The sequence below is a fragment of the Microbacterium ureisolvens genome, from assembly GCF_015278315.1.
Classification (GTDB): domain Bacteria; phylum Actinomycetota; class Actinomycetes; order Actinomycetales; family Microbacteriaceae; genus Microbacterium; species Microbacterium ureisolvens.
In genome coordinates this window covers 199936-217103 of record NZ_JADIJE010000002.1, presented here as the reverse complement: position 1 = coordinate 217103, position 17168 = coordinate 199936, and the positions used below count along the sequence as shown (strand labels likewise).

Sequence of the window (17168 nt, the reverse complement as noted above, 5' to 3'; positions counted from 1 at the left end):
CCCCCTCCGGCGTCATGTTTCAGCGGATCGAGAACGTCGCCGCGGCGTCGGCGTCGACCGAGCCGCCGACGGTCACCGTGTAGCTGCCCGAGGCGGTGGTCCACGCCGAAGCGGCGGCATCCCAGTACTCGAGCAGGTGCAGGTCGGCGAGGTCCGCGGGCGAGAGGGTCACCTGCACGTTGCGGTGCTCCCCCGGCGCGAGCGTCACGCGCTCCCACCCGATCAGGCGCTTCGACGGCTCACCCGACGCGTCCGGCAGCTCGAGGTAGACCTGGGCCACCTCGGTGCCGGCGACGTCGCCGGTGTTCGTGAGCTTGAACCGCACGCGGATCTCCTTGTCGCCCGTGGTGGAGCGCGGGGTCACCGTGACCTTGTCGTACGAGAACTCGGTGTAGCTCAGGCCGTGGCCGAACTCGAACAGCGGCTCGATGCCCTCGGCCTCGTACCAGCGGTATCCCACCTTCAGGCCCTCGCTGTAGTCCACCTGCAGGATGCCCTCCTCGTCGGGGACGCCCGGGTACTGCGCCTCCGATCCCGCCGTCGGGGTGTCTTCGAGCGACACCGGGAACGTCATCGGCAGCTTGCCCGACGGGTTCACGTCGCCGTAGACGAGCCTGGCCAGCGCCGGGCCGAACTGCTCGCCCGAGTGCCACGCGTGGAACACCGCGTCGACGTCGTCGATCCACGGCATCTCGACGGCGGAGCCGGCGTTCAGCACTGCGACGGTGGACGGGGCGGATGCCGCGACCGCGGCGATCAGCTCATCGCCGTTGCCGTCGAGCCGCAGGTCGGGAAGATCCTGCGTCTCACCCATCGTGTAGTGCCCGAAGACGATCGCGACGTCGGCGGCGGATGCCACAGCTGCCGCCTGCGCCGCGTTCGCGCCGTTGTCGTAGACGACCTCGCCACCGGCCTGGGCGACGCGGTCGGTGAGCGCGGTCAGCGGGTCGACCAGCGCGTCGCAGTTGAGGGCGGTGCCCCCGGGAGGGCCGAACGGGAAGTCCCACGCGCACGCGGTCTTGGCGCTGACACCGTCGGTCGGGACGCTGGACGCGGTCTGTCCGATGACAGCCACGGTGAGGTCGCCCGCGGCCAGCGGCAGCGCGCCGTCGTTCTTGAGCAGCACGGTGCTCTGCTCCGCGATCTCGCGGGCGAGCGCCTTGTGCTCCGGCGTCGACACGTTCGCGACGGGCGTCGCCGGCACGGGGTGATCGAACAGTCCTCCGGCGATGTAGGAGTGCACCACCCGGTAGGCGGCCTCGTCGATGCGCTGCTGCGTGATCTCGCCGGCGGCGAGCGCGGCGTCCAGTCGCGCGGGCGTGAACCACACCGGGCGGTTCAGCTCCTGGTCGAGACCTGCGTTCAGTGACGGAGCCGTCGAGTGCACCGACCCGAAGTCGCTCATGACGTAGCCCCGGAAGGGGTAGTCCTCGCGCAGGCTGGTCGTCAGGATCTCGTTCTCGCACGCGTAGACGCCGTTGACCTGGTTATACGAGCACATGAGGCTCCCCGGGTCGCTCTTGCGGACGGCGATCTCGTACGGGAGGTCGTAGATCTGCTTGAAGGTGCGCTCGTCCATGTTCGACGAGCTCTCCTCGCGTGCGATCTCCTGCTCGTTCGCCACGTAGTGCTTGAGGTTGGCGATCACCGGCTTGTCGGGGTTGCCGTCTTCCAGACCGCGGACGTTCGCCGCCGCCATGAGGCCCGACAGCACGGGGTCCTCGCCGAAGTATTCCGAGCCGCGGCCCGAGAGGGGCGTGCGCCCCGAGGCGATGCCCGGTCCGAGGATGACTGCGCTGCGCTTGTCGAACGACTCCGCGCCGTGCGCGACCGCCTTCTGCTCGCCGAGCTCGAGGTTCCACGTCGCCGCCACCGCGATCGGGCCGGGCCACGCGGTCGTTCCCGCAGAGCGGTACACGCCGTCGGGTCCGTTGGCGTAGATGACCTCCGGCGTGCAGGGCACCTGCGCCGGGTAGACGACGGGCGCCTCGCCCGGGAACCCGGGGTTCCAGGTCGTGCGCGCGGGGCTGTTCGCGGGCTGCTCGACGAGCCAGCGGTACTTCTGGTGCTGCGAGCTCGCGCCCAGCAGCGCCCGCGTGCGCTCGTCGGCGGACTTCGCGGTGTCCATCCATGGGACGCTGGAGCAGTCCTCCGCCGCAGCGGGCGCGGCGACCGCGACCACCGCTCCCGTGGCCACCAGTGTCGCTCCCAGCAGCAGGGCGGTCGTCCGTCGGCGCACGCGTGCCCCGCGCGTCCTCCGGCCGTTCTCGAACAACGTCATCGTCGATCCTCTCCATCGAGGAGCGGCCTGTAGACCGCTCTACATTCTGTAGACCGCTCTACGGTTACATTTTCGGACGAGCGAGTCAAGAGAACGGCGGGACCGAGTTTCGATCCGCGGCTCACTCGGTCCACGGAACCCGGCCCCGAGGCATCCGTGCGGGTTTAGCGTGTGTCTCATGGACGAACGGCGAGAAGACGAGACCCCGACCGGCGACAACCCCGTGGGCGGAGACGAGACCACCGAGGAGCAGCTCGAGGCCGACAACGCCGTCGAGGAGGACATGCTCGAGACGCTCGACCCCGACAACCCGCCGGCCTGACCGAGAACGCGCGACGCTCGACGTCGCGCCTGTGAGTCAGATCGCTAGATAAGCTAGCAATATGGTCACGGGTTCACGCCGCCGGTGGGCGGGGCTGGTCTTCATCAGCGTCGCCGTCGCGCTCATCATCGTCGACTCCACGATCGTCAACGTCGCCATCCCGGCGATCGTCGACGACCTCGGCATCACCTCCAGCGAGGTGCAGTGGGTGCAGGAGGCGTACACGCTCGTGTTCGCCTCGCTGCTGCTGGTGTTCGGCAGTCTCGCCGACCGCGTGGGGCGCAGGCGGATGCTGCTCGTCGGCGTCGTGATCTTCACCCTCGCCTCCGTCGGGGCGGCACTCGCCACGACCGGCGGGTTCCTCATCGGCGCCCGCCTGGTGCAGGGCGTCGGCGGCGCGATGATGCTGCCGACGACGCTGTCTCTCCTCAACGCGACCTTCCGCGGCCGGGAGCGTGCCATCGCCTTCGCGGTGTGGGGCTCGACCATCGGCGGGATGGCGGCCGTCGGCCCGCTGCTCGGCGGGTGGCTGACGACGGAGTTCTCGTGGCACTGGGCGTTCCTCATCAACGTGCCGCTGGGCATCGCGATCGTCGTCGGAGTGCTGCTGACCGTCGACGAGTCCCGCGGCGACGCCGACTCGATCGACGGAGTGGGCGCTCTCCTGTCGGTCGTGAGCGTCGGCGCCATCGTCTTCGGCTTGATCGAGGGCCGCACCTACGGCTGGCTGTGGACCGAAAAGGCGCTGACGATCGGCGACTGGACCTGGCCGTGGGATCTCTCCCCCGTGGCGGTCGCGTTCCTCGTCGGCGCGCTCGGGATCGCGGCGTTCATCGCGTGGGGTCTGCATCGCCGCCGCGCCGGCAAGCCCACCGTGATCGCGTTCGGGCTGTTCCGCATCCCCTCGTTCCGCAACGGAAACATCGCGGCGATGGTGGTGTCGCTCGGCGAATTCGGGCTCATCCTCGCCCTGCCGCTGTGGCTGCAGTTCGTGCTCGGGTTCGAGGCCGTCCAGACGGGGCTCATCCTGCTCGCGCTGGCCATCGGGTCGTTCGCCGCGAGCGGCCTCGCGGGCGCGCTGAGCAGCCGGGTGGCTCCGGTCTGGATCGTGCGCGCGGGCATCGTCGCCGAGATCGTCGGCGTCGCGGCGGTCGGGTTCCTGATCGCACCGGATGCCTCGTGGGCGCCGTTGATCCCCGCGCTGTTCATCTACGGATTCGGCGTGGGCCTGGCGACGGCCCAGCTGACCGGCGTCGTGCTCGCCGACGTGCCGCCCGCCGAGGGCGGCCAGGCGTCGGGCACGCAGTCCACGGCCCGACAGCTCGGAGCGGCGCTCGGCATCGCCATCCTCGGCACGATCCTGTTCTCGACCACCGCGTCGGTGCTCAGCGCGACGCTGGACGACCGCGGTCTTCCGGCCGAGGAGCGCGACCAGCTCGTGTCGTCCGTCGTCGACAGCGCGGGCGGGTCGATCGCCGGCCTGGAGCAGTCGCCGCAGACGGAGCAGTTCGCCGAGGATGCGAAGGCGGCCTTCTCCGACGGCACGAAGTACGCGAGCTTCGCGGCGGCCGGGTTCCTCACCGTCGGCCTCCTCGCCACGCTGTCGCTCGGCGCCGGTGCGAGGCCGCAGGAGGATCCGGCCGACGAGGTCGAAGCCGCCGAGCCCGCCTGAGGCGCGGCATCCGTCCCTCCAGGATCGGCGGCCGCCGCCGGCCGGCGCCGCGCGTCAGACCTCGCGGGTGATGGTCACCTTGACGTGCAGGTTGCTCTTGAACGGGCCGGCGTACACGCCGCGCAGCGGCGGCACGTCGCCGTAATCGCGGCCGCGGCCGACGAGCACGTGGCGGTCGCCGATCTCGATGTTGTTCGTGGGGTCGAAGCCCTGCCACTCTCCCGCGAACCACTCGACCCACGCGTGCGACTCACCCGTCACGGCGACGCCCACCTCGGCGGAAGGGCGCGGGTGCAGGTACCCCGAGACGTACCGCGCGGGGATGCCGACCTCGCGGAGGGCGCCCAGCGCGATGTGGGCCATGTCCTGGCAGACGCCCTTGCGGGCCTCCCACGCCTCCGACGCGGTCGAGTGCACGCCGGTGATGCCGTGCATGTACTCGACGGCGTCGCCGATGGCGACCGCGATCGCGTGCGCGGCGCGACCAGGGTGGTCGTGCTGGGCGGCGATCGAGCGGGCGAGCTCGGCGACCTCCGGATGCGGCGTCGTGCGGCGCGTCTGCGAGAGCTGCTCGACCGTCTCGAGCGAGCGCCCTGCCTCGCGCGCGAGCGCGTCCCACGTGACGTCGATGTGCTCGAGCGGCCGCGGGCGCACCTCGACGAGCGAGCGCGCCGTGATCGTCAGCGACGAGTGGGGCGAGAGCACGTCGAACGCGGCGACGCGCGTGCCGAAGTAGTCGACGTACTGGTTGACCGAGGTCGACGGCTCGATGTCGAGCGACGAGTTCAGCACGAACTGGCTGTCGGTGGAGCCGGGCAGCATGCGGGCCTCGTTGTACGAGGCGGTCACGTCGCCCTGGTAGCTGAAGCCGGTCTGGTGCTCGATGCGGAGTCTTTTCATGAGATCTCTCCGATCCAGCTGGGCTCGGCCTGCGTCGGGAAGAACCGGCCGCGGATGGCTTCGGACGCCTCGCGCGTCACCTTCTGCACGCGGTCCATGTGCGTCGGCAGCTCGCCGAGGATCTCGGAGATCGGCCGGTACTCGAGGTCGTTGCGGATCTGGCCGAGCGCGCGGAGCACGGTGTTGGAGTGGCCGACGCGGTCGGCGCGCGGATCGATGGCGCTCATGCACTCCTCGGCGCGCTGGATCGAGTAGATGATCGAGCGCGGGAAGAGCCGGTCGAGCAGCAGGAACTCCGCGGCGTTGCGGGCGCTGGGCATGCCGCGGTAGGTGCGCAGGTAGGCTTCGTAGGCGCCGCACGAGCGGAGGATGGTCGTCCACGACGGGCCGGATGCCTCAGTCAGCGACCTCGTCGCCAGCAGGCGTGCGGTCATGTCGGTGCGCTCGATGCTGCGCCCGAGCGTGAAGAACTGCCAGGCCTCGTCGCGACTGGTGGACGAGTCGACGATGCCGATCGCCAGCGCGGCGCGCTCGCGCACCCACTGGAAGAACTCGTGCACGCGGTCGTTCTGGAGGCGCCGCGGCATCCGTGCGCTCGTGGTGTTGAGCGTCTCCCACAGCTCCGTCGAGACGATCTCGCGGGCACGGCGGGCGTTCTCGCGGGCCGCGGTGAGCGCGTAGGCGATGCTCGACGGGTTCATGCGGTCGACCGCGAGCCGGGCCAGCACGTCCTCGCGGCGCACCTGGTCCACGCCCTCGGGCGGGAGCGAGCCCATGACGCTCAGGAGCGAGCGGCACGCGGTGTCCTCGTCGATCCAGGGATCCTCGAGGAGCAGCTGCAGATGCACGTCGAGGATGCGCGCGGTGCCGTCCGAGCGCTCGATGTACCGCCCGATCCAGAACAGGCTCTCGGCGATTCGGCTCAGCATGTCCCGTCACCCCCACCCCGACCGTGAGACGACACCTGGCCGCCGAGACCCCGGGTATCACCCGATGTCTCGTCCGTCAGCTGTCGTCTCAGTGATGAGGGAGGACTCAGTGATAACGGAGGACTCAGCGATGAGGGAGGAGCGGATGCCTCGGCCCCGGCCACCGCGGACGCCTGCTGCTGCTGCTGCTGCTCCTGCTGCTCGACGCGCGAGCGGGGGCGGTCCTGCGGCGAGTGCGTGGGCTCGCTCTGCGGGTCGTAGATGATCGGGATGGCCTCGGTCACGGTCGCCGCTTGGTCGGCGACGAGCTCGGGCACACGGCCCGGACCGTACTCCCCTGTCGACGGCGCGGAGCCGCCCACGATCCAGGTGTCCTTCGAGCCGCCGCCCTGGCTCGAGTTGACGACCAGCTGCCCCTCGGGCAGCGCGACGCGGGTGAGGCCTCCGGGGAGCACCCAGACGTCCTCGCCGTCGTTGACCGCGAAGGGCCGGAGGTCGGCATGGCGCGGGCGCATGCCGTCCTCCACGAGCGTCGGGATCGTCGACAGCATCACGACGGGCTGTGCGATCCAGCCGCGGGGGTCGGCGAGCAGGCGCTGGCGGAGCTTCTCGAGCTCCGAGGGCGAGGCATCCGGTCCCACGACCAGGCCCTTGCCGCCCGACCCGTCGACGGGCTTCACCACGAGCTCGTCGAGCCGGTCGAGCACCTCCTCGAGGGCGTTCGGATCTTCCAGCCGCCACGTGTCGACGTTCTTGAGGATCGGCTCCTCCGCCAGGTAGTAGCGGATGAGGTCGGGCACGTAGGTGTAGAGCAGCTTGTCGTCGGCGACGCCGTTGCCGACCGCGTTGGCGATCGTGACGTTGCCCAGGCGCGCCGCGAGCATGAGCCCGGGAGCCCCGAGCATCGAGTCGGCACGGAACTGCAGCGGGTCGAGGAAGTCGTCGTCGACGCGGCGGTAGATGACGTCGACGCGCTTGGGCCCGCGTGTGGTGCGCATGAACACCTTGCCGCCGATACAGAGCAGGTCGCGGCCCTCGACGAGCTCGACGCCCATGAGGCGGGCCAGCAGCGTGTGCTCGAAGTACGCGGAGTTGTACACGCCGGGCGTGAGCACCACGACGTTCGGGTCCTCGATGCCGGCGGGCGCCGAGGCGCGCAGCGCCGCGAGCAGCTTGTTCGGGTAGTCACCGACCGGGCGCACGCGCATCGAGACGAAGAGCTCGGGCAGGGTCTGGGCCATCACGCGGCGGTTCGAGATGACGTAGCTCACGCCCGACGGCACGCGCACGTTGTCTTCGAGCACGCGCATCTCGCCGTGCTCGTCGCGGATGAGGTCGATGCCCGACACCTGGATGCGCACGCCGTTGGCGGAGTGGATGCCGGCGGCCTGGCGGTAGAAGTACTGGCTCGACGCGATGAGCCCCGCTGGCAGCACCTCGTCGCGCACGCAGTACTGGTGCCCGTACGCGTCGTCGAGGAAGGCCTCCAGCGCTCGGACCCGCTGCTTGACGCCGGCCTCGATGCGCGACCACTCGTCGTACGTGATCACGCGCGGCACGGCGTCCAGCGGGAAGGGCCGCTCCTCGCCGGCGAAGTCGAAGGTCACGCCCTGCGCGAGGTACGAGCTCGCGAGGGAGTCGGTGCGGCCGCGCAGCTCCTCCTGGGTCATCTGCGCGAGCGCCTGGTAGAGCTCTCGATAGGCCTCGCGGGACTCGGCCGGAGCGCCCGGATGCGCCGGGCTCCCGAACATCTCGTCGAACGCGGGTACCCCCGAGGGCGTCTTGCGCGGCGCCAGCGTGGAGCCGTAGCCGTCGAACAGATCACCCATGCGAAGAGCCTAATGCGGGGTTCGTTGCGCTCGTGTTTCCGAGCCCGCCTGCCCCCGTCCTCCGCCCCGACGTACGCTTGCTGCATGGCGGCGAACGCCTCTGCCCGCGGCATCCCGGCTCCCCTCGCGTGGGTGGCGGGGATCGCCGCCGTGGTGCTCGGCGCAGGGCTCGGAGAGCTGGTCGCAGGCTTCGTGGCGCCGGCATCGAGCCCGGTCGCCGCCATCGGCGCGGCGCTCATCGACCTCGCCCCACCCTGGGCGAAAGACACCGCGATCGCACTCTTCGGCACCGCCGACAAGATCGCGCTCGTCGCCGGGATCGCGCTGGTCATGCTCGTGCTCGCCGCCTTCGCCGGCTGGCTCGAGGTGCGCTTCGCGCCCTGGGGCGCGGTGGTCGTGGGGGCATTCGGCCTCGCCGGGGCCGTCATCGCCGCGACGAGACCGGCCGCCGGCGCTCTCGCGTGGCTCCCGTCGGTCGTCGCGGGCGCCACGGGCGCGGTCACCCTGTGGCTGCTGGCGCGCCTCCTCCGCCGCGCCGTGCCGCCGGCGTCCCGCACGACCTCGGATCCGCACGAGCGGACGGATGCCGCCAACCCGGGCCCGTCGCTCGACACAACCTCGGATCCGCAGGAGCGGACGGATGCCGCGACACGCCGCGCTGCGGCATCCCCCGCCGGCGTGTCGCCCGGCATCTCCGCAGCTGCGGATCCGCGGGAACGAATGAGCGCGAACGGCGGCCCCGCCGACCCCGCCGACGTGGACCACCCCGACCGCCCGGAGCGGACGGAAGCCGCCAACCCGGGCCCGTGGCTCGACACAACCTCGGATCCGCAGGAGCGGACGGATGCCGCCAACTCGGGCCCGTCGCTCGACACAACCTCGGATCCGCGGGAGCGGACGGAAGCCGCGACACGCCGCGCTGCGGCATCCCCCGCCGGCGTGTCGCCCGGCATCTCCGCAGCCGCGGATCCGCGGGAACGAATGAGCGCGAACGGCGGCCCCGCCGACCCCGCCGACGCGCACCACCCCGACCGCCCGGACCGCCCGCACCACCCCGACCGCCCGGAGGCGTCGGAGCGCCCGGAGCGCCCGAGCCGGCGCACGTTCTTCGCCTGGGCCGGAGCCGCCGCGGCGGTGGGGATCCTCGCGGTGGCGGTCGGAAGCATCCGCTCGACGGCGTCGGCGGGTGTCGCCGCGGCGCGGCGGGCGCTGCGGCTCCCGGTGCCGGCGGTCGCGGCATCCGCTGTCCCCGCCGGTGCGGAACTGGGTCTTCCGGGGCTCGCCGACGTCGTCACGCCGAACGACCGGTTCTACCGCATCGACACCGCCCTCATCGTGCCCGAGGTCGACCCGGCGGACTGGCGGCTGCGCATCCACGGCATGGTCGCGAACGAGGTCGTGCTCACGTGGGACGACGTGCTCGCTCTGCCGCTCGAGGAGTCCTGGACCACCCTCACCTGCGTGTCCAACGAGGTCGGCGGCACGCTCATCGGCAACGCGCGCTGGCTGGGCTATCCGGTGCGCGAGCTGCTCGCGCGGGCGCGTCCCGACGCCGACGCCGACATGGTGCTGTCGCGGTCGATCGACGGGTTCACGGCATCCACTCCGCTGGAAGCCCTCACCGACGCGCGCAACGCCATCCTCGCCGTCGGCATGAACGGCGAGCCGCTGCCGCTGGAGCACGGGTTCCCCGCGCGCCTGGTCGTTCCCGGGCTGTATGGCTACGTCTCGGCCACCAAGTGGGTGACCGACCTCGAGGTGACGCGATTCGACCGCGCGACCGCCTACTGGACGACGCGCGGCTGGTCAGAGCGCGGGCCCATCAAGCTGCAGTCGCGCATCGACGTGCCGCGGCGCGGGCAGGGACTCAAAGCCGGCGAGGTCGTCATCGCGGGAGTCGCGTGGCAGCAGCAGGTCGGCATCGAGGCCGTCGAGGTGCGGATCGACGAAGGCGAGTGGATGCCGGCGACCCTTGCCGACGCGATCTCCGACGACACCTGGGTGCAGTGGAGTTTTCCGTGGACCGCGACCCCAGGCGATCATGTGATCCAGTGCCGTGCGACGAGCACGACGGGAGAGGTGCAGACGGAGCAGACCGCTCCTCCCGCCCCCGACGGCGCGACCGGCTGGCACTGGCGCACGGTGTCGGTCTTCGACTGAGCGAACGCGGCGCTGCCGCGAAGCCGGCGCCGAGCCGCGAGCCGGCCGGCAGGTGTGTCCGCGGGTCAGCCCGCGAGCACGACCCGCAGCTGCTCCACGGCCCAGTCCAGCTCGGTCGCGCGCACCACGAGCGGCGGCGCGATGCGGATGGTCTGGCCGTGCGTGTCCTTGACGAGCACGCCGCGACCGATGAGACGCTCGGCGATCTCGCGACCGGTGCCGACGGCCGGATCGATGTCGATGCCCGCCCACAGCCCCACGATGCGCACGCCGGTGACGCCGTGGCCGACGAGCTCCTGGAGCTTGGTCTCCAGGTGCTCGCCGAGGAGCTTCGCGCGGCTCTGGAACTCGCCGGTCTTCAGCATCTCGACGACACGCAGCCCGACGGCCGCGGCGAGCGGGTTGCCGCCGAAGGTCGAGCCGTGCTCGCCGGGGTGGATGACGCCCAGCACGTCGCGGTCGGCGACGACCGCCGAGACGGGGAGGATTCCGCCGCCGAGTGCCTTGCCCAGCAGGTACACGTCGGGCACGACGCCCTCGCGGTCGCACGCGAACGTCTCACCCACACGGCCGAGTCCGGACTGGATCTCGTCGGCGATCAGCAGCACGCCGCGGCGTGTGCAGGTCTCGCGCACCTTTCGGAGGTAGCCCACGGGCGGAACCACCACGCCAGCCTCACCCTGGATCGGCTCGATGAGCACAGCCACGGTGTCGGCGGTGATCGCGGCGTCGATGACCCGCGCGTCGCCGTAGGGCACCGAGATGAAGCCGGGGGTGAACGGCCCGAAGTCCTGACGTGCCTGCGGGTCGTCGCTGAAGCCGACGATCGTGGTCGTGCGGCCGTGGAAGTTGCCGTGGGCGACGACGATTTTCGCGGCGTCCGGCGCGACGCCCTTCACGCGGTAGCCCCACGCGCGCGCGACCTTGATGCCGGTCTCGACCGCCTCGGCGCCGGTGTTCATCGGCAGGACGAGGTCTTTGCCGCACAGCTCGGCGAGCGCGGCCGCGAACGGGCCGAGCCGGTCGTTGTGGTACGCCCGGCTGGTGAGCGTGAGCCGGCCCAGCTGCTCCTGCGCGGCGGCGAGGATCGCGGGATGCCCGTGGCCGAAGTTGAGCGCCGAGTAAGCCGACAGCAGGTCGAGGTACCGCTTGCCCTCGACGTCTGTGACCCACGCCCCCTCGCCGCGCGCGATCACGACGGGCAGCGGGTGGTAGTTGTGCGCGACGTGCTCCTCTTCGGCGGCGATGATCTGGCCCATCACCGCATCGATCGAGGCGGAAGTGGCGGTCATGATGCTCCTCCTCCGCCTCGTCAGCGCCGCAGCTCGAGCGTGCAGCACTTGATGCCGCCGCCGCCGAGCAGCAGCTCGGACAGGTCGACGAGCACCGGGTTGTACCCCCGCTCGCGCAGCTGCGCCTCGAAGCCCTTCGCACGCGGCGAGATGATGACGTTGAGGCCGTCGCTGGACGAGTTGAGCCCGAAGACCGCGCCGTCGGCATCCGCGACGCGGATCGCGTCGGGGTAGCGCTCGGCGAGGATCGCCTGGCTGCGCTCGTCGAACGCGTGCTCGAGGTAGGCGATGTTCGCCTTCTCGACGCCGCCCGGGCCCTGAACGGGGTCGAGCACCGAGATGGCGGTGTCGAGGTGGTAGAACCGCGGGTCGACGAGGGTGAGGCTCACGACCTCCTTGCCGAACACGTCGGCGAGCTCGCGGTGGCTGTCGCCGGTCGAGCGGAAGCCGGTGCCGGCGAGGATCGTGTCGCCGACGAGGAGGAAGTCGCCCTCGCCCTCGTTGACTTCGGCCGGCTCGGCGACCTCGAAGCCGTTGGCCCGGAACCAGTCCATGAAGGCCGGGCCCTCGGGCACGCGCTCCTGGAAGCGGAACTTCGCGCCGTACGCGATGTTGTCGATGACGAATCCGCCGTTGGCCGTGTAGACCATGTCGGGAAGACCCTCGATGGGATCGATGAGGTGCACCTCGTGCCCCAGCGCGAGATAGGTGTCGTACAGCGCCTGCCACTGGCGCACCGCCAGGGCCGTGTCGGTCGGGTTCGCCGGCTCCATCCACGGGTTGATGGTGTAGCTGACCGTGAAGTGCTCCGGCCGGCACATGAGGTAGCGGCGGACCTGCTGGATCCGGCCGGGTCCGGTCGCTGAGCCGTTCTCTTCGGTCGCTGTGCTCGTCGAAGCGGGTGCGGGCGCGGTGTTCTGCGTGGACATCTTGCTCCTGTATAAGGCGCGGCGGACGCTGTCCAGAGGCCCGGCGGCTTCGTTCATCGGCTCTTCAGCCTGTCGAAGGACAACCGGGCACGCCAGGATCATTCTCTCACGACCGCTGCGCGCCCCCTGGGAGGACAGTCGAGCGGATGCCGCATCGCGGCGTGGTCGAGAGCGCGGAAACCCTCCGCGATCCGCCTCCGGACCGACAGTTCGCGCGCTCTCAGGGTCTCAGGGGGCTGCGAGCACGACGACCTTCCCGGTGGCGTGGCCGTCGGCGACGTAGGCGAGCGCGTCGCCGGCCTCGGCGAAGGGGTACCGCCGGTCGATCACCGGCCGGAGGGCACCGGATGCCGCGAGCTGGAGCAGCCGCTCCAGCACCTCGGTCTTCGGCGTGGCCGCGAGCGGCCGCAGCGGCCGCTTCGACCCGATCGACCGCACGGTGGCGGCGATGATCCGGCCGATCGGTCCGAGGAGGCGGCCGCCCTCGCCCGACACGAGCGCGACCCGGCCGCCGTCGCGCACGAGGCCACGCAGCGCACGCAGCCGCGCCGTGCCGGCGATGTCGATCACCGCATCGAATCCACCGTCGGGCAGTTCCGGCGAACCGGGCTGCACCGCCCGGTAGTCGAACACGCGCTCGGCCCCGAGGCTCTCCACCAGCGCGCGATTGCGCTCCCCGCACAGCGCCCACACCCGCGCGCCGCGGAGTGCGGCCAGCAGCACCGTGAAGGTGCCCACGCCGCCGCCGGCTCCGATCACCAGCACGCGGGGCGGCTCGGAGCGACGCCGGGCGGCGGCATCCGTCACCCCCGCCAGCTCCAGCGCCTGCCACGCCGTGCCACCGGCGACGGGCAAGACCGCCGCGACCACCGGATCCAGGTCGGCGGGACGCCGCACGAGACGGGCGGCGGGTGCGAGGGCGTACTGCGCGAGCCCTCCCCCGGCGGGCAGCTCGCCGACGACCTCGTCACCGACGGCGAAGGAGGTGACGCCCTCGCCCACCGCGACGACGGTGCCGGCGGCATCGATTCCTCGGACTGCCTGACGCGGGCGGCGCAGGCCGAAGGCGAGCCGGACGAGACGCGGCTCGCCGCGCATGACCCGGGTGTCGCCGTTGTTGAGGCCCGTGGCGCGCAGGCGCAGCAGCGCCTCGCCGCGTCCGGGCGCGGGGACGGCAGCCGTCTCGAGAGCGACGGTGTCGGCTTCGCCGTACCGATGCTGGCGCCAGGCCGGCATGGTGTCGGAGCGGAACGTGCCGGGCACGTTGCGGGAGCGGTCGGACATGTCATGCCTCCGGATAGTCGAAGAGGTCGTCGAGGCCGACGCCGAACGCGCGGGCCAGCTGGAAGGCGAGCTCGAGGGTCGGCGAGTACCGCCCCTGCTCGATGGCGATGAGGGTCTGCCGGGTGACGCCCACCCGCCGCGCGAGATCGGCCTGGGTCATACCGGCCGCCTCGCGCACGGCGCGGATGGAGTTGGTGACCTTGGTGGGCTTGACCATCAGACGAGCCCCCGGCGGTAGGCGATCACGCTCGCGACACCGCCGATGATCGATGACAGTGCGAACCCGAAGAACATCGTGTTGGCGATCCAGAACCAGTCGGCCTCGAACGCGCACAGCACGATGACGCCGAGGCCCGCGATCACGAGGAAGGCCTGCCCGACGCGGGTCGACATGTGGGCGATGTCGCGGTCGCGCTGGTCGCTCTTGCCGACGCCGTCGGGGTCACGCATGCCGGCGAGGATCCCCCACACGATGCTGACCAGGATCGCGGCGACGATGCCTGCGCCGATCGTCCACAGCATGAGCGGCACCCAGTCGACGTCGGTGAGCGGCCCGCCGCCGGCCTGCTGGAGCACCAGCACGACGTAGACGCTCACGCCGAGCACGCTGACGATGAGGCTTGCCCAGACGTTGCGCTCTTCGTAGACCATGACGACCTCCGATGTCTAGAATCTTTGACATCGGCAACGGTACGCCGGGGCGGCATCCGTGTCAATAATCTTTTACATCGACTTCGCGGGCCCGCCCTCGTGGCCTCGAGCGCGCGGCTACTGCTTCTCGGTGGCGGCCTCGAGCTCGTCGGCGGTGCGGGCGACGGGCCAGCCGTCTTCGGTCCACGCGAGCTCGCGGATCGCGAGCTGCATCAGCCCGCCCTGCGCCGCGTCGTAGAAGTGGAACCCCAGCCGGCCGGCCGACACCGACTGCCCGCCCGGGCCCACCATGTCGCCGTGGGCCTCGAGGATCAGATGCGCTCCGTCCATCGTCAGCTCCGCGCCGTCTGGACCGACGTACGGTCCCGTGACATCGCGCGAGCGGCCGACCGCGATCCGGTAGGTGGAATCGGTGCCCTTGCAGCACGACTCCTCCGACACGAACAGATAGAACCAGCCGTCGCGCGGGTAGATGAACGGGGCCTCGATGGCGTTCGGCGGCCCGATGCGGCTCGCGATCGTGACCGGCTCCGCGCCGGGCGCCGGCATTCCGCTCGGCCACTCCAGCTGGATGAGCTGGATGCCGCCCCAGAACGATCCGAAGGCCATCCAGGGCGTCCCGTCCTGGTGCGCGACGATGCCGGGGTCGATCGCGTTGTAGTCGTCCTCGCCTGCCGTCGAGCGCCACACCAGGCCCTGGTCGACCCACTCGTACGCGGGATCGTCGGGATCCAGCGTGGTGTTGGTCGTCAGGCCGATGGCCGAGGTGTTCTTCCCGAAGGTCGATGCCGAGTAGTAGAGGTAGTACGTGCCGTCGTGCTCGTAGACGTCGGGGGCCCAGAAGTTCTGGACGCCCGGCACGGCCTTGTAGGCCCACTCGGGGCGCGAACCCGCGTCCCACACCGTCCCGACGTACTCCCATGTGAGACCCTCATCCGTCGATCGCCGGATCTGAGGCGCTCCCAGGCCTTCGCGCACGTCGCCGGTCGAGAACACGTACCACGGCTCGCCCTCGGCGCCGACGACGAGCGCGGGGTCGTGGACCGTGATGTCGCCCTCGAGCTCGAGCTCAGTGGCGGCGGGAGCGGCGGCGCAGGCGGTGGCGGTGGCGGCGGTCACGGCGACGGCGATCATCAGGAGGAGCAGCCGCAGGCTACGAGGCACGACCGAGCCGGATCACGTTCCACGACACCGGCGGCAGCTGCATCGTCACCACGCCGTCCGTCAGCGCGGCCGTGTCGTTGGCCCGCGGCAGCACGGTGGTGTCGTCGTCGACGGTCGCCGTCCAGCGCGGATCCTCGTGTGCGTAGGAGGTGGCCTCGACGACCTCGACGGCGCCGTTGCGAACGTCGACCTCGAGGGTCAAGGTGTCGCTCTCGGACCGGTTGACGGCGAAGACGACGATCTCGCCGGACTCCTCGTCGTACGTCGCGACGCCGTCGATGAGGGGAACCTCGCCGAAGCGCGCGGTCTCGTACGTCGGCGCGGCGATGACCGGGCGCAGCACTACGCCCTTCGCCAGGTTCGACGTCTGCGCGAAGGGGTGGAAGATGGTCTGCTTCCAGATCCGCCCGCCGGGTTCGGTCATGATGGGCGCGATCACGTTGACCAGCTGCGCGAGGGATGCCGCGTGCACGCGGTCGGTGTGGCGCAGCAGGCTGATCAGCAGCGAGCCCACGACGACGGCATCCGCCACCGTGTACCGGTCCTCGAGCAGGACCGGCGCGACCGGCCAGTCGTCCCCGGTCGGCGGTCGCGACTCCGCGCGCTTCTGGTACCAGACGTTCCACTCGTCGAACGAGATGTTGATCCGCTTGGAGTGACGCCCGGCGGCCCGCACCTGGTCGGCGGTGGCGACGACGTCCTCGATGAAGCCGTCCATGTCGACCGACGAGGCGAGGAACGACCCGAGGTCGTCGTCGTCCTCCCAGTAGTAGGCGTGCGCCGAGATGTAGTCCACGTGCTCGTAGGTCTCGGTGAGCACCACCCGCTCCCACTCGCCGAAGGTCGGCATCGCAGAGCTCGACGATCCGCAGACGACGAGCTCGAGGCCGGGGTCCATGAGGCGCATCGCGCGCGCCGTCTCGGCCGCGAGCCGGCCGTACTCGGAGGCGGTCTTGTGGCCGATCTGCCACGGGCCGTCCATCTCGTTGCCGAGGCACCACATGCGCACGCGATACGGCTCCTCGACACCGTTGTCACGGCGCCACTTCGCCATCGCGGAGCCGGCGGGCACGTTGCAGTACTCGAGCAGGTCGAGCGCCTCCTCGACGCCGCGCGTGCCGAGGTTGACCGCCATCATCGGCTCGACGCCGGCCTTGGCCGCCCAGGTCATGAACTCGTCCACCCCGATGGTGTTGGGCTCCATGGAGTGCCACGCGAGATCGAGCCGGCTCGGGCGCTGGTCGACCGGACCGACACCGTCCTCCCAGCGGTAGCCCGAGACGAAGTTGCCGCCGGGGTAGCGCACGGTCGACACCCCCAGCTCGCGGGTGAGGTCGATGACGTCGCCGCGGAATCCGTTCTCGTCGGCGGTGGGGTGCTCGGGGTCGTGGATGCCGGTGTACACGCAGCGGCCGAGGTGCTCGACGAACGAGCCGAAGGTGCGTCGACGCACCGGTCCGACCTGGAATGCGGGGTCGAGGGTGAAACGCGCTGCGCGCATGCTGGGGGTCTCCTCCCGGGCGCCGGACGACCGTGTCGTGGCGCGAATGTGTACATCGTTGTAGAGCGAAGATACACAGCGGTTCATCGAGGTGTCAATTCCTCCCCGATCCGTTGATTCACTTGACAGAGCCGAGTGGATGTCGCACTATCTCTAACGTTGTAATGGATCACGGGATCCACCGGTCAAAGGCGACACACCTCGGCTACCACCTCACGCAGAAGTGAACGAGAGCCCGCGACCTCCCACCCACA

General features: G+C 70.9%; 14 protein-coding genes. 3 read left to right on the top strand and 11 right to left on the bottom strand.

Annotated elements, in window-relative coordinates; genetic code table 11:
- Positions 1 to 19 precede the first annotated feature (19 nt).
- On the bottom strand, positions 20 to 2281 hold the full coding sequence (locus IM767_RS03340) for a beta-glucosidase family protein (protein ID WP_109209035.1): 2262 nt from the start codon (positions 2279 to 2281) through the stop codon (positions 20 to 22).
- Positions 2282 to 2459: 178 nt separating this feature from the next.
- On the opposite strand from IM767_RS03340, the gene IM767_RS03335 reads away from it, so the two are divergent.
- Both IM767_RS03335 and IM767_RS03330 read left to right on the top strand, forming a co-directional pair.
- Positions 2460 to 2603, top strand: a complete 144-nt coding sequence (locus IM767_RS03335) for a hypothetical protein (protein WP_194398795.1) — start codon at positions 2460 to 2462, stop codon at positions 2601 to 2603.
- Positions 2604 to 2664: 61 nt separating this feature from the next.
- Positions 2665 to 4275 (top strand): DHA2 family efflux MFS transporter permease subunit, encoded by a 1611-nt coding sequence (locus IM767_RS03330; protein ID WP_109209034.1) that lies wholly within the window; start codon positions 2665 to 2667, stop codon positions 4273 to 4275.
- 54 nt (positions 4276 to 4329) lie between these two features.
- Here IM767_RS03330 and IM767_RS03325 read toward each other — a convergent pair whose 3' ends face one another.
- From IM767_RS03325 to IM767_RS03315, 3 genes are read right to left on the bottom strand one after another with little or no spacing between them, the layout of a single operon-like run.
- Complete coding sequence (locus IM767_RS03325; protein ID WP_109209033.1) at positions 4330 to 5175, bottom strand: transglutaminase family protein; 846 nt, start codon at positions 5173 to 5175, stop codon at positions 4330 to 4332.
- Positions 5172 to 6104 carry an alpha-E domain-containing protein gene (locus IM767_RS03320; RefSeq protein ID WP_109209032.1) on the bottom strand — a complete coding sequence of 311 codons (933 nt, stop codon included), beginning with the start codon at positions 6102 to 6104 and terminating at the stop codon, positions 5172 to 5174. Before IM767_RS03320 ends, IM767_RS03325 begins: the two co-directional genes overlap by 4 nt.
- Positions 6098 to 7933: a circularly permuted type 2 ATP-grasp protein gene (locus tag IM767_RS03315; RefSeq protein WP_239453152.1), complete on the bottom strand. Its 1836-nt coding sequence runs from the start codon at positions 7931 to 7933 to the stop codon at positions 6098 to 6100. Before IM767_RS03315 ends, IM767_RS03320 begins: the two co-directional genes overlap by 7 nt.
- Positions 7934 to 8017: 84 nt before the next feature.
- Here IM767_RS03315 and IM767_RS20670 point away from each other — a divergent pair, with 84 nt between their 5' ends.
- Positions 8018 to 10093, top strand: coding sequence for a molybdopterin-dependent oxidoreductase (locus IM767_RS20670; RefSeq protein WP_239453150.1), 2076 nt, complete (start codon positions 8018 to 8020; stop codon positions 10091 to 10093).
- 65 nt (positions 10094 to 10158) lie between these two features.
- Here IM767_RS20670 and rocD read toward each other — a convergent pair whose 3' ends face one another.
- The 7 genes from rocD to arfA form a co-directional block, all read right to left on the bottom strand.
- Positions 10159 to 11385 carry an ornithine--oxo-acid transaminase gene (rocD, locus tag IM767_RS03305; RefSeq protein ID WP_109209031.1) on the bottom strand — a complete coding sequence of 409 codons (1227 nt, stop codon included), beginning with the start codon at positions 11383 to 11385 and terminating at the stop codon, positions 10159 to 10161.
- 20 nt (positions 11386 to 11405) lie between these two features.
- A complete protein-coding gene (gene ddaH, locus IM767_RS03300; RefSeq protein ID WP_339327382.1) occupies positions 11406 to 12314 on the bottom strand; it encodes a dimethylargininase in 909 nt (302 codons plus the stop codon).
- A 228-nt stretch (positions 12315 to 12542) separates the two neighbouring features.
- The gene (locus tag IM767_RS03295; RefSeq protein WP_109209030.1) at positions 12543 to 13598 is read right to left on the bottom strand and encodes an NAD(P)-dependent alcohol dehydrogenase; all 1056 of its coding nucleotides are present in this window, start codon (positions 13596 to 13598) and stop codon (positions 12543 to 12545) included.
- Between the two features lies 1 nt (position 13599).
- Positions 13600 to 13815, bottom strand: a complete 216-nt coding sequence (locus tag IM767_RS03290; protein WP_109209029.1) for a helix-turn-helix transcriptional regulator — start codon at positions 13813 to 13815, stop codon at positions 13600 to 13602.
- Positions 13815 to 14249: a hypothetical protein gene (locus tag IM767_RS03285; protein WP_109209028.1), complete on the bottom strand. Its 435-nt coding sequence runs from the start codon at positions 14247 to 14249 to the stop codon at positions 13815 to 13817. The genes IM767_RS03290 and IM767_RS03285 overlap by 1 nt, the downstream gene beginning before the upstream one ends.
- Positions 14250 to 14366: 117 nt before the next feature.
- Positions 14367 to 15413, bottom strand: a complete 1047-nt coding sequence (locus tag IM767_RS03280) for an arabinan endo-1,5-alpha-L-arabinosidase (RefSeq protein WP_239453149.1) — start codon at positions 15411 to 15413, stop codon at positions 14367 to 14369.
- Entirely contained in the window at positions 15403 to 16914 is a 1512-nt protein-coding gene (gene arfA, locus IM767_RS03275; RefSeq protein ID WP_109209026.1) for an arabinosylfuranosidase ArfA, read from the bottom strand. Before arfA ends, IM767_RS03280 begins: the two co-directional genes overlap by 11 nt.
- Between the last annotated feature and the right edge of the window lie 254 nt (positions 16915 to 17168).

Coding starts and splice junctions, on each gene's coding strand:
- IM767_RS03325 (WP_109209033.1), bottom strand. CDS start 5,175: ATGAAAAGACTCCGCATCGAGCACCAGACCGGCTTCAGCTACCAGGGC.
- IM767_RS03335 (WP_194398795.1), top strand. CDS start 2,460: ATGGACGAACGGCGAGAAGACGAGACCCCGACCGGCGACAACCCCGTG.
- IM767_RS20670 (WP_239453150.1), top strand. CDS start 8,018: ATGGCGGCGAACGCCTCTGCCCGCGGCATCCCGGCTCCCCTCGCGTGG.
- arfA (WP_109209026.1), bottom strand. CDS start 16,914: ATGCGCGCAGCGCGTTTCACCCTCGACCCCGCATTCCAGGTCGGACCG.
- IM767_RS03340 (WP_109209035.1), bottom strand. CDS start 2,281: ATGACGTTGTTCGAGAACGGCCGGAGGACGCGCGGGGCACGCGTGCGC.
- ddaH (WP_339327382.1), bottom strand. CDS start 12,314: ATGTCCACGCAGAACACCGCGCCCGCACCCGCTTCGACGAGCACAGCG.
- IM767_RS03320 (WP_109209032.1), bottom strand. CDS start 6,104: ATGCTGAGCCGAATCGCCGAGAGCCTGTTCTGGATCGGGCGGTACATC.
- IM767_RS03285 (WP_109209028.1), bottom strand. CDS start 14,249: ATGGTCTACGAAGAGCGCAACGTCTGGGCAAGCCTCATCGTCAGCGTG.
- IM767_RS03290 (WP_109209029.1), bottom strand. CDS start 13,815: ATGGTCAAGCCCACCAAGGTCACCAACTCCATCCGCGCCGTGCGCGAG.
- IM767_RS03330 (WP_109209034.1), top strand. CDS start 2,665: ATGGTCACGGGTTCACGCCGCCGGTGGGCGGGGCTGGTCTTCATCAGC.
- rocD (WP_109209031.1), bottom strand. CDS start 11,385: ATGACCGCCACTTCCGCCTCGATCGATGCGGTGATGGGCCAGATCATC.
- IM767_RS03295 (WP_109209030.1), bottom strand. CDS start 13,598: ATGTCCGACCGCTCCCGCAACGTGCCCGGCACGTTCCGCTCCGACACC.
- IM767_RS03315 (WP_239453152.1), bottom strand. CDS start 7,933: ATGGGTGATCTGTTCGACGGCTACGGCTCCACGCTGGCGCCGCGCAAG.